Origin of the sequence: Shewanella sp. CG12_big_fil_rev_8_21_14_0_65_47_15 (assembly GCF_002783505.1) — a bacterium.
Taxonomy (GTDB): Bacteria; Pseudomonadota; Gammaproteobacteria; order Enterobacterales; family Shewanellaceae; genus Shewanella.
This window is the reverse complement of sequence record NZ_PFGL01000029.1, coordinates 516-17,758: the sequence shown is the minus strand read 5'-3', so window position 1 is coordinate 17,758 and position 17,243 is coordinate 516. Positions and strand designations below refer to the sequence as shown.

At 45.4% G+C, this 17,243-nt stretch carries 14 protein-coding genes; 6 read left to right on the top strand and 8 right to left on the bottom strand.

Annotated elements, in window-relative coordinates; translation table 11 throughout:
• Both COW15_RS08470 and COW15_RS08465 read right to left on the bottom strand, forming a co-directional pair.
• A partial coding sequence (locus COW15_RS08470) for a dicarboxylate/amino acid:cation symporter (protein ID WP_293631764.1) occupies nucleotides 1-827 on the bottom strand: 827 nt, incomplete at its 3' end.
• Between the two features lie 179 nt (nucleotides 828-1,006).
• Entirely contained in the window at nucleotides 1,007-1,303 is a 297-nt protein-coding gene (locus COW15_RS08465) for a hypothetical protein (protein ID WP_293631752.1), read from the bottom strand.
• 209 nt (nucleotides 1,304-1,512) lie between these two features.
• On the opposite strand from COW15_RS08465, the gene COW15_RS08460 reads away from it, so the two are divergent.
• Nucleotides 1,513-1,956, top strand: a complete 444-nt coding sequence (locus COW15_RS08460) for a GNAT family N-acetyltransferase (RefSeq protein ID WP_293631751.1) — start codon at nucleotides 1,513-1,515, stop codon at nucleotides 1,954-1,956.
• Nucleotides 1,957-2,035: 79 nt separating this feature from the next.
• On the opposite strand, the gene COW15_RS08455 is transcribed toward COW15_RS08460, so the two are convergent.
• Both COW15_RS08455 and COW15_RS08450 read right to left on the bottom strand, forming a co-directional pair.
• Nucleotides 2,036-3,331, bottom strand: coding sequence for a serine/threonine transporter (locus COW15_RS08455; RefSeq protein WP_293631750.1), 1,296 nt, complete (start codon nucleotides 3,329-3,331; stop codon nucleotides 2,036-2,038).
• 443 nt (nucleotides 3,332-3,774) lie between these two features.
• On the bottom strand, nucleotides 3,775-6,339 hold the full coding sequence (locus tag COW15_RS08450; protein ID WP_293631749.1) for an acylase: 2,565 nt from the start codon (nucleotides 6,337-6,339) through the stop codon (nucleotides 3,775-3,777).
• A gap of 262 nt (nucleotides 6,340-6,601) precedes the next feature.
• Between COW15_RS08450 and yjjX the strand changes: the two genes are divergently transcribed.
• The 3 genes from yjjX to COW15_RS08435 all read left to right on the top strand — a co-directional run bounded on the left by yjjX (nucleotide 6,602) and on the right by COW15_RS08435 (nucleotide 10,917).
• Nucleotides 6,602-7,141 carry an inosine/xanthosine triphosphatase gene (yjjX, locus tag COW15_RS08445; RefSeq protein WP_293631748.1) on the top strand — a complete coding sequence of 180 codons (540 nt, stop codon included), beginning with the start codon at nucleotides 6,602-6,604 and terminating at the stop codon, nucleotides 7,139-7,141.
• Between the two features lie 121 nt (nucleotides 7,142-7,262).
• Nucleotides 7,263-8,225: a bifunctional helix-turn-helix transcriptional regulator/GNAT family N-acetyltransferase gene (locus tag COW15_RS08440; RefSeq protein WP_293631747.1), complete on the top strand. Its 963-nt coding sequence runs from the start codon at nucleotides 7,263-7,265 to the stop codon at nucleotides 8,223-8,225.
• A gap of 214 nt (nucleotides 8,226-8,439) precedes the next feature.
• On the top strand, nucleotides 8,440-10,917 hold the full coding sequence (locus tag COW15_RS08435; RefSeq protein ID WP_293631746.1) for an ankyrin repeat domain-containing protein: 2,478 nt from the start codon (nucleotides 8,440-8,442) through the stop codon (nucleotides 10,915-10,917).
• Between the two features lie 122 nt (nucleotides 10,918-11,039).
• On the opposite strand, the gene COW15_RS08430 is transcribed toward COW15_RS08435, so the two are convergent.
• Both COW15_RS08430 and COW15_RS08425 read right to left on the bottom strand, forming a co-directional pair.
• Complete coding sequence (locus tag COW15_RS08430; protein WP_293631745.1) at nucleotides 11,040-12,236, bottom strand: serine hydrolase domain-containing protein; 1,197 nt, start codon at nucleotides 12,234-12,236, stop codon at nucleotides 11,040-11,042.
• Between the two features lie 58 nt (nucleotides 12,237-12,294).
• Nucleotides 12,295-12,888 carry a Fic family protein gene (locus tag COW15_RS08425; protein WP_293631744.1) on the bottom strand — a complete coding sequence of 198 codons (594 nt, stop codon included), beginning with the start codon at nucleotides 12,886-12,888 and terminating at the stop codon, nucleotides 12,295-12,297.
• A gap of 914 nt (nucleotides 12,889-13,802) precedes the next feature.
• On the opposite strand from COW15_RS08425, the gene COW15_RS08420 reads away from it, so the two are divergent.
• On the top strand, nucleotides 13,803-14,228 hold the full coding sequence (locus COW15_RS08420) for a hypothetical protein (RefSeq protein WP_293631743.1): 426 nt from the start codon (nucleotides 13,803-13,805) through the stop codon (nucleotides 14,226-14,228).
• 206 nt (nucleotides 14,229-14,434) lie between these two features.
• Entirely contained in the window at nucleotides 14,435-15,013 is a 579-nt protein-coding gene (locus tag COW15_RS08415; protein ID WP_293631742.1) for a hypothetical protein, read from the top strand.
• A gap of 767 nt (nucleotides 15,014-15,780) precedes the next feature.
• Here the strand turns inward: COW15_RS08415 and nqrF are convergent.
• Both nqrF and COW15_RS08405 read right to left on the bottom strand, forming a co-directional pair.
• A complete protein-coding gene (gene nqrF, locus COW15_RS08410) occupies nucleotides 15,781-16,998 on the bottom strand; it encodes an NADH:ubiquinone reductase (Na(+)-transporting) subunit F (RefSeq protein WP_293631741.1) in 1,218 nt (405 codons plus the stop codon).
• A 51-nt stretch (nucleotides 16,999-17,049) separates the two neighbouring features.
• The coding region (locus COW15_RS08405; RefSeq protein WP_293631740.1) for an Rnf-Nqr domain containing protein at nucleotides 17,050-17,243 on the bottom strand (194 nt) is incomplete at its 5' end.

The window sequence follows — 17,243 nt, the reverse complement described above, 5'->3', positions numbered from 1 at the left end:
GCCGAGCTTGAGGTAGTGAAAGCCACCGCCATAGCATTACTAATCCCCTTAAAGAACTGCAAAGGATCCAGCTTAGCAAATACACGTAACACTATGCTGTAAAAGCCTAAAACATGAATAATACAGCCAAGGTACACCGCAATAATCACCTTAATCAGCGGCCATAACATCTCAATGCCATATTCTCCCGCGACCCATGCCATTAGACCAAATACGCCGTAGGGGGCGAGTTTCATCACCATATCGGTCAGCTTGTACATGGCCTCGGCTAAGCTCTCAAACACTTTGACCGCAGGTTTGCCATGGTCGCCAATCAGTACCAAAGCAATGCCCAAAGCCACGGCGAATACAATCACTTGTAGGATCTGACCACTGGCTAAAGCCGCAACTGGATTGGTTGGCACTATGTCGATCAGGGTTTGCATCACCGAAGGGGCTTCCTTCACTGTCTGCACCGCATCATGGTGTAATAACGGCACGCCAGCGCCGGGCTGAATAACATAGCCCACCACTAAACCAAGGCTTATCGCAATCGCTGTAGTACAGAGATAAAATGCAAAGGATTTAAAGCCGATCCGCCCCATCTTGGCGGTGTCTTCCATCGAAGTCACGCCGACAATTAACGAACAAAATACCAAAGGCACAATCAGCATCTTAATGGTATTGACGAAGAGCGTGCCTATAGGTTTTAAGTAGGTTGCCTGCTCACCGAGCACGACTCCAGCGGTAATACCTAACACCATACCGACAAAAATTTGTAGCCATAGCGGCACTGACATCCAAAAAGACCAAGCACGGCCTAACGCTGATGACCTCTGTTTTGACATGTTTTTAACCTTGAGTTTTTGATAATGATATGGCGAGCCTCATCCTTGGCGGTGCTAGTTTAAGCCTCTAAATTAGCTAACCGCCGAGTCTAGCATAAGGAATAAAAATCTAAGGATGATCTGTATCACGTTGATGTCAACCGCTGCAAAATACCCTAAAGACGATGGGAACAAGCCTCCTAAGCCTCAAAATATCCCGTATTCGCTGGCGGGGCAATTTGTTGGCGATAAAGCGCGGCCGGAGGTTGCTCACGCTCGATTAAATAACTCCAGTAGTCATCATCGAAGCCGCTAAAGAGTGACTCGGATCCCCCCTGTGACTTGAGGATCAGCCACCACCAAACTAGGCCCCATAACCCAAACGTCAGTAAGGTTAAAATAAAATGCAATCCATGACGAATTTGCTTATCTTTTTTGGCATCGTAGACCTGCAAAAATCTTGGCTTAAAGAGACGGTTAGACTTAACGAATCCCATAATAGGCTCACTGAATTTAAGGTAGAAAAACCTAATACAAGCCTAGCAGATTAGACTTTAGTCGTACAAAGTTTCACCATTAAAAACTGCAACTCAAGGCAAAACCTCACCCCACTCGTTATCCCTGTGTGTTCCATGCTAAAGTGAGCCGCCTAAATTCCCTACCCAACAAGAGCGGTATTGTCGAATAACCGCCAAGGAGTTGTTATATGTTGATCCGTAAAGCTAAAGCGCAGGATCTCGCCGCCTTAGTACAATTTAATCAGGCAATGGCGCAGGAAACCGAAGGTCTCGCCTTAGACGAAACGACCCTGATTAAAGGCGTTAATGCCCTACTGAATCACCCAGAAAAAGGCTTTTATCTGGTAGCCGAAATTGATGGCGACATTGTCGGTTCGCTGATGGTTACCTTCGAATGGAGTGACTGGCGCGCCAAGGATTATTACTGGATCCAAAGCGTGTATATTCGCCCACAAAATCGCCGTCAGGGGATTTATGGCAAGCTCTATAACGAAGTTAAGCACTTAGCCGAGCTTAATGGCGGCGCCGCCAGTTTCCGTCTCTATGTGGAGCAAGAAAATACCGCCGCTCAGCAAACTTACCAGGCACTGGGGATGAAGCAAAGCTACTACCTGATGTACGAAGAAAAATAATTTATTCAAAACCTTATCTATAAAAAAACAGGATCGAGCCTATGGCAAGATCCTGTTTTTTTACGGCTAAAGACCCAAACTAACGGAAGAAACCAAACAGAATTGCCGTCATGGCCAACAGACCCGCAATCACCACAAAAATATTGCTGATCCGGCCACGGTAAGCCTTTAACGCTGGTACTTTGTACACAGCATACATAGGCATTAAGTACAGAATCGCCGCAATAATTGGCCCACCGAGCGCCTCGATCATCCCAAGAATGCTAGGATTTTTAATGGCAACGGCCCAGATAGTCGCAAACATAAATACCAGAATAAACTTGTTAATTTTTTGCTCTGGGATCGTTTTATTGCTAGAGCGTAGCTGCTTAACAATAATGCCCTTCATCCCTTCGGTCGCCCCCATATAATGACCAAAGAAAGAAGAAACAATCGCAATAAAGGCGATCAGCGGGCCAAAATAGCTCACAAAACCACTATTATGTACGTTTGCTAGGTAAGACAGAATTGGCAGATTTTGCGCTTTCGCATCGGCGAGTTGCTCCGGTGATAGGGACAATACACAGGAGAACACGAATAACATCACAAAGCCGACTAACATCATGGAGGTATTGCGTAAAATCACATCCGCCTTACGGGCCGCATTTGCCCCATGATCACGTTTTAGGGAAACTGAAAATTGTGAAATTGCTGGAGAATGGTTAAAGGCGAACACTAATACCGGAATGGTTAACCATACTGTGCCTAAAAATGCGCCCGCTTCCGGCACGACCTGCAGCGCATCCATTTTCCATTCTGGAATTAAATAAATCGACATAAATGCCAAAATACCCACCAGCGGATAGACCAGTAGCTGGGTCACTTTGAGCATAAACTTCTCGCCCGCCACCATCACCGCCATCATCCCGAGGATCAGTACGCCAGAGAGCAGAAAACGCGGCGGTGAGGCCATGCCCAATTGGTTCACAATAAAACTATCAACCGTATTGGTAATACCCACACCATAGATTAACACTATGGGATAAATGGCAAAGAAGTACAGCAAGGTAATGGCTTTGCCCGCGCCAATGCCAAAATGTTCTTCTACAACTTGGGTAATATCACTGCCAGGAATACTCGATGAACACACAAACCGCGAAAGGCCACGGTGGGCTAAATAGGTCATAGGTCCGATAATCGCAGCCATAAGCACTAGCGGCCAAAAACCGCCCATACCCGCATTAATCGGTAGAAACAAAATACCAGCACCGACTGCGGTACCAAATAAACTCAGCATCCAAGTGGTGTCTTGGCGTGTCCAAGATAAACCTCTTGTTGTGTCCTGTTCCTGCGTGCTTTGGGGTGTTCCAAGAACACTGGTCGCATCTTTTTGCATATAAAAGTTACCTTACGGTGTGACTAGCATAAAAAATTCGCGGTAAGGATAACCAAAAAGCGCCCTCAAAAGTTGATCTGACACCATTTTAAGTAAGAGAATTTCAAGTTAAGCCAGTATTGGGATCTAGATCTATGATTATACGTAATAAATTTTCAAAACAGCATCAAAAAGATCACACAAAAACACCAGAAAAACACAATAAATTCACCATAGACCCTAGATTGAGACATCCCATATCCGTCGATAAAAACGCCGAAACGGATTGAGATCCCAAAAAACTCAAAAACCGACCATTCATCCGCAAGTGCCTACAAAACATTGAACTAAATCACCCCGTCAATTGTTAAATTTTCACAACTTGCTACATTGCTGGGCGCCAAAATTCCCATAAAAAAGGCCCAATTTAATGGGCCTTTTGTCTGGTTAAGTTGAGCCGTAGGTTAAGGTTTTTGCAGACTTAACTCGGTCGTCGACACTACGGCTGGCGCTATATCGGCCTCCTTAAATAACAGGGGACGGAAGCTCTTCGCATCTGAGTATAGGAGGCTTTGATCGGTAAACTCTGGCGTCAGAATATTGCTCGACTCGGAGTAAGTTAAAATCCCCCTCGCCACTGGACCATCGTCGGTAAAACTCACCGCCATCATCCAGCTAGAGCCATAACGCACTTGATATCCCTTCGCCGTCATACCTGAAGCCATTGCCTTGCCCGTGACGACATCCATCACTGGGGCATATTTATGCTGCGGGATTAAAGTGTCATCACCGGATAAACTGGTGGAAAACACATTGAAGCCACCTTCGGCATTATGGCTCCCCGGCCAAGGTAAACGGGCACCGCTGGCGCTACCATCGGGGAGTGACTTCTCGACAAACTGCACCTCACCCAACGGTGCATCTAAGGCAAAACCAGCGGCTTCCAGATCCAGCGCCGCATGGGCAAGTGCCACTAATGCACTGCCATCGGTGGTGAGCGTATTAGGGGTTGTCGCTGCATTGGCGGCATCGAACCCTTGGGTTAGCATAGTCGCTTGGCTAAATTGATGGGCAAACTCACGCAGTAAGGCGCCGCCTTTGCTATCGTTATCTTGCTTACCATTCCACGCCTTTAACGCCGCGCAAGCCGAAGTGATATCCTTAGATAAACCCGCCGACACCACCACAGGCGTGCTGCCCTGTGCATCACACTGGGCAATCAACTCTGGCAACACCAATTCGGCTAAATAACTGCGATTGGATAATACCGCGGCTTCCAACTCTTCCAGATTGAACTTGCCATCAGCCCCCGCGCCGTCCTGCATTAGGGTGAGTCCCATACGAGTGCGCAGTGATAGCTGCCCCGCTTCTTCACCATACATGGGTGAGAAGTAAGTCAGCGGCTCATTCAGGTTAGTCGACCAGAAGGAATCATTGGAGTTTTGCACAAAGTCAGCCCGTTCAAGTTTTGGTGCTCGCTCGTAGGGTGTTGGACCACTAAAGCTAAATAACGAAGTATTACCGGGGAGAATGGTAAATCCGGCCTGCGCCTTAGCCGCCTTAATCTCGGGCGAAGTCTTCAACACCACGACTGCCGATTCCGAGAGCCCTGGCACGGTTGAGTCGTCGATATAAAAGGCATTGCCCTCTTTATCGGCATACATAGTGTTATTGAAAATAACCCCGTCATAGTCCTTAAACGCCTGTTGGAACTCGGTTTTATTGGTCGCCATATTCATGGCGAGCCAGTGATCCACAGGATCCATAGTCGCCATATTGGCATCTTGGATCATAAAGGCACTGCCATCATCCCAACCAAAGGGCGCGAGGGTTGGTGGCGCCTCCACCATAGGACCTTTCGCCGTAGTATAAATATCCTTCTCTGCCACTAACATGCCCGCAGGACCCGCGTTAACCAGAATAGATACCGTTTCTTTAGTGATCGGCATGGACTGACCATCGAACAGATACTGCATGCGATCGCCCGAGACTAACTCTAGGTTATACATGATAAAATGTTCGGCGGTTGAGAAGGTATGCGTCCAAGCTAAGTCTTTGTTAAAACCGATATTAATCGGTCCTGGCATACCCACAAGTGAGCCACCCATCATATCTAAATGACCAGGAATAGTGATATGGGACTGCCAGAAACGCAGGTTCCCCGTGTGGGGGAAATGGGGATTGCCCAGCACCATACCTTTGCCGTTTTCGGTTTTATCCTTACCTAAACCCCAACCGTTTGAACCAAGATCACGGGGATTGGTCTCTGGCGTCGTGATACGAGCCGCGCGGGCCAGTAACTTAGACTGCATATCCGCAACAAAGGCAGTTTGCGCTTGACTTGGGGCAGGCCCGACGATGCGCGGCATATATTCCTGCGCATCCCCAGGGTTAGCGTAGAAAATCAAATCGAGGAAGTTAGCCGCACCGGGTAATAAAGCAATAGAAAACAGATAAGTAACTACATCCTCTGCCACTATGGGTTTGACCCAAGGCTGGCCGTTACAGAAAGGTTCCGCCGTCTGTTTACCCGCTTCAACATCACTCAGGTATTGGTTATAGCCAGCGGCAAAACCTTGGATCAGCGCCCGGGAGTTTTCACTAAACTGTGGCCACTTAGCTTCGGCTTGCTCCCTAATCTTTAAGGCCTTATAGCCAAAGTCCGAGATTAAGTTGCCATTATCCTCAGCTGTGGGTTGGCCCGTGGTGAAATCAATCGACGCGTGGGGGCCAAAGTACATAGAGCGTTGGGAGTTGGCTTTAATAAAGCCATCGGCCAGTACACACAGGTTATCCTGCGCCTGTGCATAGCCACTACCAAATCCTAAGCTTTCTAAGTTATCGGCTTGAATGTGTGGCACACCATAGGTGGTTCGGCGAATGCTGGCTTTAAGCAGGCCATTGGGAGCAAAGGTTTGCAGTTTATTTTCAGGTTCAGTCGGTGTAGAGCTATCTTCGCTATCATTACAACCTGAGAGCATTACTCCGCAGGCGATCCCCATAGCGATCACGAGTTTGTTGAATTTCATTATTATTATCTCTTGGTTTGGTTCCTTCAATTGCGTGACATATAACCTTACAGCCTACCCCGCCCAACTTACTGAAGGAGCAATAATCACATGTCGCTTCCTAGTCCCTAAGGCTGGCTATTTCCTCCCGAGCATGGGCATTTTTACTGAGCTTCGCCGCCGACTGTGGCAAAATAGAAAACCCAAACGCTTAGACACCTCAGACCATTTAAGCAATGATTCAAACGAGCGTCTACATTAAAACCAGAAATAAATAACTTATATGCAACAAAACATTATCAAGATTGTTGTGGGCTCTAAAAACCCAGTCAAAATCAATGCCGCAGCCAAAGCGATGGCACAGCTATTCCCAGAATATGAGATCCAAACTCAGGGCATGGACGCACCTTCTGGCGTCCCCGCACAGCCCATGACAGATCACGATACCCGTCAAGGCGCCATCAATCGGGTTAACTATTGCCAGCAGCATGTGGAGGCCGACTACTATTTTGCGATGGAGGGTGGCGTCGATTGCTTCGACTTTGGCCCCGCCACTTTCGCCTATATTGCCATCGGTCATAAAGACCAACTTGCCATTGGCCGTAGCGCGATTTTGCCTTTGCCAATGCAGGTTTATCGGGCATTAAAAGCGGGTGAAGAGCTTGGGCATGTGATGGATAGGCTATTTAATACCGTCAATATTAAGCAAAAAGGCGGCGCCATAGGTTTACTGACCCACGGGCATGCGACCCGTGAGAGCAATTACACCCAGGCGATTATTCTTGCCATGGCTCCACTATTAAATCCCGATATTTACGGATAATTTTTGTTAATCAGATGTTGCAAGCACAATTAAAGCCCGCTAACTTAGTTGTGACTTACAACTAAGTCCATTCAAACCAAACGCACACTATGCTACTCCCACTGTACACACTGGTTTTACTATGGCGCAAATGACAACAGATTTACCGGAAATGATAACAAACACGGCTTGCTCTTCCAGCCAACTTAGACAGCTATCCCGTTCAATGGTAAGACATTTAGGCATGCTTAATGCCGCCTTTGGTGATTTACCCCTTTCACCGGTGCAAGCCCATGCATTATTTGAAATTGGTCGCCAGCCGCAGACGATTAAAGAACTCGCCTATAGACTCAGCATAGATAAATCCAATGCCAGTCGAGCGATTAGCCATCTGGTCGAAAAAAAGCTCGCCCAGAGTCAAATTCATCCTAGGGATAACCGCTGTTTGGTTGTGCAGATCACGACTGCCGGCAAAAAATTATTAGCTAAGTTAGATACCCAGCAAAATCGGCTATTTCAAGATATCTTAGCCCAACTCACTCCGACACAAACCCAGCAAATAGAGCAAGCACTGATGTTGTATAACCAAGCGATTCATAATGCCAAGCAGCAAAATGGCTGCCTTATCCGCCAAGCCATAGCCGAAGATGATGCCGCGATTGCTCAAGTGATCCGCGCCGTCTCGGCCGAATACGGTTTAACCGCAGATAAAGGCTATAGCGTGGCCGATCCCACCTTAGATTGTCTCAGCCAGATTTATTCGCAAACGGGCGCCCATTATTGGGTGATAGAAGTTGAGGGGCGCGTCCTCGGCGGTGCCGGCATTGCTCCACTGGCAAATAACGACGGCGTGTGTGAACTGCAAAAGATGTATTTTATGCCAGAAATCCGCGGCAAGGGACTCGCTAAACGTGTGGCACTGATGGCACTGGATTTTGCCCGAGAAGCGGGTTACCAAAGTTGTTATTTAGAAACCACAGCCGTGCTAAATGAAGCGATAAAACTCTATGAAAAATTAGGTTTTATCCACCTTTCGGCGCCGCTGGGTAGCACAGGACACGATGCCTGCGAAATCCCCATGTTATTGAACCTTAAGCCAGCATAAAGCTAAACCTATCCCTCACAGTGCCAAACCCATATCGCCATTTATGGGTTTCTTACTGCTTTTTATAAATAGAATGTGACCTTAATTATCAGTCTTAAAGCATAGTTTTCCTGTCACTAAATGCATTAAAATATAGGCAAGTTCACTTTATCAAAATGAATTAATTGAAAAGAGATTGATACTATTTTGTTAATGGCATTGAATAGGGAACATTATGCTAAATTGGATTTTTAGTGATAGTAAACTCACACTACGCGATATTTGTTTAGACTCGGCACTTTCGACACCCAAGAAAATACAAAGAATTGAGAAATACCTCGCTAACGGTGGGGATCTCAATTTTATTGACCCTAATATCTCCCCCTGTAATGTCTTAGTCCCGCTTTCCCGCAGCCCAGAGTCGGATTTAGCGCTTATCCAGTATCTACTCGAGAAAGGCGCACAGATTGAATGCAATGGTTTCAGTGCCTTACATTCTGCTATCGAATATAACAATCCTGAGCTGGTTAAACTTTACCTTGCATCCGGTGCCAATCTTTACTACCAAAATCAATACAATAATTGCTGGCTGAACTATTTATTTCACCCTAATCCGCAGTATATCTATCAGGATCATCAACGTAGACATATGCTGGATTGTTTATTTGAGGGCCATTTAGACATCAATAAATCGGTGAGTTTTTGGACTAATGGAGAGCTAAATCATCCGTTAGAAATATTAGTCGATGAGCGAAATAAAGATCTGTTTCTGCATATCATTAATAAAGACATTCCACTGGATATTGGTGAATTAAGCCTGATTGAAAATATTATTACTTCGAGCGATTTTTGGGGGATTGAAGCCTTTTCACCTTTAGTGAAACGCTTTCCTCACTTTAAAAAGTCACGCTATATTATGGCGAATGACAATAGCTTTTGGGATGATGCGAATCTATTAGAACTGTGCGTTTACGCCAAAGCACAGGAATACACTGAATATCTGCTAGACCATTATCCGCAGCTCAAAGCAGACTCCCACGCCAAAAGTTTGGTCTATGCGGCATTGACCTCAGAATTTGACCTTAGAATTATCGAGAAACTGCTTAAGGTCACCGTCGATATCAATCGCATCTATAGGATGACACCGCCCGACGCCGATCATTCCCCCGTGCTCAATCAATTTATTGATAACGCCCCATTTACCGATGTGAATAAACGGCCTTATATCTATCAAGCCCTTGAACTGTTACTCAAATATGGGGCTAATCCAAATGCCGAATTTATGAATACGGGTAAACCCTATGAAATGTTAGCCTGGTCGAACTTGCGACTATTGGTTTATCCAATGGTCGAAAACAAAACCTTTTTACCCGAGTTTCTCGATCTGTTCCTGCAATATGGCCTGGATATCAATAAAAAATTTGGCGCTGTGGATGAACCAAGCTTACTGACTATCTGCCAGCGTGGTTCGGGTAAAGAAGATCAAGCCACGCTTATCCAAGTGATGGAATATCTGCTCACTAAGGGACTGGATTTAAGCCTCACCAATATCTACAACACTAACTATGTGTCTGCGGCGGCTATCTCCTGTCGAACCCAAGTACTTGAATGGCTTATTAATCAAGGCGGGGATATTTTTACCCATTGCGGCCACGATAATTCGCCTATTCTGCACAAGGCGATTTCGACCTACTGGTGGGATCAAATCACTGGCCCCATGCGCCGCAATACTGTGGAACTCTTACTGCGCCACGGAGCTAAAATTGAAGAATTCTCAGTCGATGAGCAATTTACGCCACTCATGTGCGCCTGTTACTACGGCGCGCAGTCCTGCATAGAAGCCCTACTCGAACATGGCGCAAACCCTAATGCCATCAATGCTGAAGATACCACCCCCGCCCTTTGCGCCGTGATGGGTGGCAGTTCAATCGAGTTTCCTCGTTTTGAATCCACAGCGGTGCGGATCTTAAGGCTATTGCAGCAATATGGCGCCGACTTAACGACTGAGAACTGCCGCGGCAATAGCCCGCTGGTCGCGGCAATTGAGCTGGAATATAAGGAGATTTTCGAAGCGCTGCTGCAACTCGTGCCCTATAGCGAAACTCAGCTTGAGCGAGCACTCGAAGTGGCGGAGCCAGAAAGCTATTTCAGCCGTCGCCTGCTGCAAACACTGGAGCGCGAGATACCGCCAGTATCAGCAAGTCTATCCCATACTAATCTATCCCATAATAGTGAAGTACCGACAACAGCTTCGAGCAATGCCGATCCGATAACGGCTAATCCACAAGCGTCTGGGGTGAATGTCACACCTGCGTCCGTCAAACAAATCCGATTAGAGGTGAGTAATGCGGCGGCAAACCGAGGGCAAATTCCAACGCTGCTGGATCTCAAAACCAAAGTACAGAGCTTTTTTAAACTGATCGCTACCGATCCCACGATCACAGTTGAGCAATTCGATTCGGTGAGAGCCCTCATCGATCAATTGATTGAAAAGCTCGACCACTTTAGCTTTTTCCGCAATCAAGCGACTAAGGCCGAATTTGAGGAAGGTGTTCAGGAATATATCGATGAAACCGTCGAAGAAATTAACGGGATTATCGAGGATGATTATCCTGCACTTACCGAAGCCTTAGTCGATTCTGTCTGGACGATTTTGCGGTACTTTAAGGTTGAGATTGATATCGAGACCGCGCTAAGAAAACGTTTTTGGTAGCGGTTAGCACCTTGGCTGCCATGAACACAACGAATAAAGCCCCAACGTTGGGGCTTTATGCTTTCGAGACTCACAGCCGCAGACTTAGCCGCCTATTGGCCCATAATGGCAAGCCTTAAGGTTTAAACATTAGAGGCTTTAGCAAGCAGTAACTGGCTACGGATGATTTGACGTATCTGATTATGCAGTTCAAATACTCGAGCGCGATCATTAAGATTTAGCGATAGATTTTCCAGCATCACCAGATCCAAATTAAATTCGGGATAATGCAGTGTCATCGACATATAACCAGATAAATAGCCCGTATGACTGTATTCGACGAGGCCATAGTCCTTATTGATCCTCACCCCGTAGCCATAGCGCATATTCGGCCATAAGAATTGGATCTCGGTATACGCCGTTGTCATACGTTGATAACTCTTTGCGCTCATCAACTTGCCAGAATGTAATTGATACTGAAAGGCGGCATAAGCTGGCGCAGAAGCAATTAATCCCCCCGCGGGCAACAAAGCTTCATCAAGCACTAAGTCAGAGGGGGCAATCACCTCGCTTTCCTGTAAACCCAAGGCGAGTGGAGGCTCTTTGGCATGAATCACCGCAATACTGCCAAGCTCAGCACTCAAGCCATTAAGCTGGTATCGCGTTGCAAACTGCGCCACTTGCTCGGCAAAGGATTGGTGATTGACCTTCTCAAGCACTTGCCCTAAAAGTGAATAACCGAAGTTAGAGTATTCAAATTGGCTTCCGGGCTCAAAGCGATTGGCCTTACCCAGTTTATCGACACCCGATGTATGCGTCAGCAGTTGGTGCAGCGTAATCCGCTCGTCATATCGACTGGGATTAAGTGCATCCGCACTTGAATTTGCCCCGGCCACAGTACCTTTTAGCGCCTTATTATCCCCTTCAGCATCGCCAAAAAGATAATGATTAAGCGATAGATTTAAATCGAGTTTCCCCGCATCGACCGCCTGCAATATCAAGGTTGCGGTGATTTGTTTAGAGAGCGATGCCATCACAAAGCGTGAATCTTTGCTGATACCTTCGCCCTTTTGTAGCTCAAGCTGCGGTTTCCCCCGCTCAAGCAGGATGACACTGCCACTAAATGGCTGCAGCGAATCCTTTATCGCGGCTTGGATTAAGGTCTTAATCTCCGCCGTCTTTGAGACAGAGGATGCGGTTTGGCTTTCAATGGCAATCGACTTATCACCTTGCACGCCCTGCGCTTTTTCAGCACCAGTCTCTAGTAATGCGGCAATACTATTGGCACTTGGGAATAATAACAAACCAGTCAACAGGGTGCTGATGACACTTAAACGCATAGGTTATCCTTAACGTAATTGGAACAAACAAAGTGGCTCACGAACAACAAACGAAATCCTAGGGTTCTATGATGGCAGCATCGAAGATAACTTCTAACTTATGCATTTGTCCGAAGTATCCATGAATGTTTGCATCGACCCACTCCTCTTTTGTGATTAATGGCCATTCAATTCGATAACCCGCTACATGAAGCAGCTCTTCAAAGAAAAAGCGTGTAGTACGACCGTTACCTTCCCTAAAAGGGTGGACGACGTTCAAGTCAGAAAAAATATCTGCGACCAAAACAACTAGTTCATGCTTGTTGCTACAGAATCGGATGAGGGGAATACGTGATATGGCTTTATTAAGCTCAGGCTCTACACGGCTACAAGTACAAAATCGAGTATTAGCTTTACTGATATCAACATCACGAATGGTACCTGCCCATTCGTAAATATCTTGAAACAAGACCCTGTGTAAACTCAGAAAATGATTGCTATCGAAATCCTCTAACTCATCTAGATCGCTACAGTATTCTGAATATCGCATTAAGGTAAACTCAGCCTCAGCCTGAGTTAGCTCATCGGAATCTCGAATGTTGAGCAGATTAATCAGTACAACAGAACCTTCATAGCAGTAGTGATCCTGATTTACACCGTACTTACCTTGCATATTTGAGTTTCAATGACTCTAAAGATACAGCAACACGCTTGTCTCTGGCCGTAATACCTTCATACGACAGGCTAACCTCAAAGTTCTTTATATTAGGCACGAAATTGCCTTGAGTTTTACGAGGTTCATTCGTAGTTTTGACTTTTTTCATAGCTAGAACTCTGCTTACTTTGATATAGCTAGAATAACTCAAAAGCCAGTTTTCTTCCACATTCCCAGCAACATAAGTCAGTCGGCGCAGCCAAAAGATAGGACATACGCAACACTTTTGTTAAAAGCAAAACAAAAGTCGTGGGGCTTCACCCCCTGTTTTTTTAATCAAGAGTTTAATCAAGAGTCGACCAAGGAGGACTGTTCGTCCTATCCTCCTTGCCCATCGTTTTCACATCAGTCAAGACGCCCCTAAAGGAGTTACATGCATTAAAGGCAGGCCTTGGTCTTATGGATAAATGGCTATCACTTCCGATGGTACATCCCCTTGACGTTAAACAGAGAGTCCGAAAGCTAGCCGGTCATCTGATAGGCAGGATGCCTAAATGTCGTGAAGTACATGGATGCACGAGAACAACCATGGCGAGACTCACGCGATGTTATTTAAAACGAAGAGTCAAACACCCTGCGGCAACTTCGCAGGGGAAGGTGAACTCCAAAGATTACAGTGTTAACTGTTAATTTGAAAAAGAGTTCTGCCAGTCCTTTCTTTGTGTGTTTAATTTTAGCCTGTACCTCAGTAAATAATTTTATTAAATCTTGGCAATTATTTATGCAATAAACACACTAAGCTGTCAGCTATGCAATTCATATTAAGTACATGATTAATTTTAACAATTAATGCTTTGAAATTGGTGTAATACATGGCATGTTATAAATATAATTTCACTAGCGAGCAATTCCATTATGAACAAGGGGGGGGTATGAATATTTTTTCGAATTTATCGGGTATTTTTAGTTTATTTGCAGGTGTATTCACAGCACGCAGTCTTGAGTATCTTAAGTTTAAGCAAACCATTTGCACTCCAATGTTAGAAAGTGTATTCAAATTCATTGATGAAGAAATTAATAGGCAAAGCATTATTTATAACTCATCACTACACCGAAAATATTGTAATTCACTCCCTGCAGGCACAGTTCATATCAGTGCGGCGAAAACAGACTTGTTAGTATTGACTAGTGATAAGACTATTCTAGAGATGTTCGAACAGTTCACTAGGATTGTGTTTTACCTAAGTGCTCTTCGAGATGGTAAGACGCATCATAAAGGTAAAGATGCCTATGAAATGACTAATGAAGGACGCGAACTTGCTGGATTGCTCAAGAAAAAACTAACAAAAATAGCTTGATTTATTATTTATAAATCGAAATACCAAGTTAAGGAGCTTGAGTCTCTAAAACGCGATTTAAGCTCCTAAGTTTCTTACTTGGTTAACGACTTATCTAAAAACACTTAAATGATTCCAGAAAGATTTAAACAGATTTCAAACTACAAATTAAAAATTATTAGGGCTGCTGTTGTCAGATAAAAGTTGAATGTTGAGGACTTTAATTAATGGATAATCAAATTGGTATGGCGCTATGGGAATTTGCTAAGTTATTTGGTGCAGGACTGTTTGGTGGTATTGGAGCCAAGTTACTAGATATCAGATTTCAGACTAAAAGAGAAGAAAAGGAACTTAACTATCTTTCAATTATGCTCGCTGCTCAGTTGGAGGAGTTTGTTATCGGATGTAGTTATGTCACACTTGATGATGGAAAATATCATGGCCAAGTTCATCCGACCGATGGGTATGTTGCGCAAGTTCCATCACCCAAGCTTGATTTTAGTTCTCTTGATGTGAATTGGCGATTAGTAAAGACTATGACCTTACATCGAATCTGGCAGGTACCTATTAAGTTAAAGCGGGTAGAAGAGCGCTTGATAGCAGATCAGGAATGGTGCGATGGTAGCGGTTATGATTATATTAATCGGCGCAGATTCTATTATTCAGAAATAGGACTTTACGCTAATGACATATTCATGGAGCTATTGAAAACTGGAGGTTTATCCAAGGCAGGAGTTAGCGAAGAATATTCCGATGCTCTGGATACAATAAAATCTTACTATAAAACATTTAAACCAAAGCACTAATTTATTGAAGCACCCATTGTTAAATTTTCTAGATTTTCAATTGCATATAACAAAATTTCAGGTTTATAAGGGGTTTAGAGTAATCAGGTATTGTCATAGAAGTGAGCACTCGCGGCAATTCTATCGTCTATTGAATCTAAATATTACACAGATGCTCAACAGGTGAGCCATGGTAATGTGCGAGCCGGCCGCCCCATGACAAAATATAGGACATGCATAACTCTCTTGGAATTAAGAACCTACACTGAGTCAACAGAAGTTCACCTCCCCTGCGAAGTTGCTGAAGGGCGTTGAAGACTCTTTATTAAAAGGATAGCGCGTGACGCAGACAGGACGTCTGCGTAGCTTTCGGGGTACAGGATGTACCATCGGAAGCGTTAGCGATTTTCGAATAAGCACGAAGCCACTCACCAATGCATCTAACTTCACTAGGGACGCAGGGGGATTTCCAAAAGGGGAACAGGCGCTTTTCCCCTTTTGGTCGGGTGTGGGGTGAAGCCCCACGACTTTGACTTTGACTTTGACTTTGACTTTGAAAAATAGTGAGACAGGGCAATAATCTGCCAACCAAAATTTTTGGCCTTCGTTTGCGGCTCAACAATTTGCCATGGTGAGTTTTATATGGTGAGCTATTTAAGCCGCCATGGCGGTAAATCATCATTTAGCTAGATATCAAAGCCAGAAACTAAAAGCCCTATAAACAAAAATCGCGTTGGGCTCAGCTGTACTCGCTCTGCCTAACGCGATTTTTTTTGTTCACTTACAATCTAATCACCAAAGTCATCGAGCAGGATGTTTTCTGGTTCAACCCCTAGGCTTTCGAGCATCTTAATCACCGAGGAGTTCATAATCGGTGGGCCACACATATAGAACTCGCAATCCTCGGGTGCCTTATGATTTTTAAGATAATTCTCATAGAGCACATTATGGATAAAGCCAGTGTAACCCGTCCAGTTATCCTCAGGTAATGGCTCCGACAGCGCAACATGCCAAACAAAGTTATCATTCTCGGCGGCTAGAGTATCGAAATCCTGTTGGTAAAACACCTCACGGGTCGAGCGGGCGCCGTACCAGAAGCTCATCTTACGTTTGGTCTTTTTGCTCTTTAGCTGATCGAAAATATGCGAGCGCATCGGTGCCATACCCGCACCACCACCGATAAAGACCATTTCCGCATCGGTCTCTTTCACAAAGAACTCACCGAATGGGCCCGAAATCGTCACTGTATCGCCCGCCTTGAGGTTAAAGATGTAAGAAGACATCTTACCCGGTGGCACATTGGCCGAAGGTGGCGTGGCAATCCGCACGTTAAGCATAATGCGGCCCTTTTCATCGGGATAGTTCGCCATCGAATAGGCGCGCAGCACGTCTTCATTCACGGTTGAGACTAAATCGAACAGGCCGTATTTTTCCCAATCGCCGCGATACTTAGCCGGAATATCGAAGTCGGCGTATTTCACCACATGGGCTGGCGCTTCAATTTGGATATAACCGCCCGCCTTAAAATGCACATCTTCGCCTTCGGGCAGTTTTAATAATAACTCTTTGATAAAGGTGGCCTTGTTATCGTTTGAGATCACCTCACATTGCCACTTCTTCACCCCAAAGATTTCTTCGTCTAGCTCAAGTTCCATATCGGTTTTCACCGCAACTTGACAGGCGAGACGACAGCCTTCTTTGGCTTCTTTCTTAGTGATATGCCCAAGTTCAGTCGGCAGAATATCACCGCCGCCCGATTTGACTTTTACGCGGCACTGACCACAGGTCCCACCGCCACCACAGGCCGAGGGGATAAAAATACTTTGGCTCGCCAGCGCGCCGAGCAATTTGTCGCCCGCGGCAACCTTGATGCTTTTTTCGGCATCGTCGTTAATCCCGATAGTGATCTCACCGGTAGTCACTAATTTCTTTTTGGCGATAAGGATTACTATCACCAGTAGGCACACCACTAAGGTGAACATGCCTATGCCTATTGCCATTTCCATCCGATAACCCTTCTTCTAAACAGAATGCGGTTGCACTTTCTCAAGCACTCGTTACAGCGAGATGCCAGAAAAAGACATAAAGCCTAGCGCCATCAAGCCTGTGGTAATAAAGGTGATACCAATACCTTGTAACCCATCAGGAATAGCATGAAACTTCATTCGCTCACGCAATCCCGCTAATAACACAATCGCCATCGCCCAACCCACAGCTGAACCCGCCGCAAATACCACAGACTCAGTAAAGT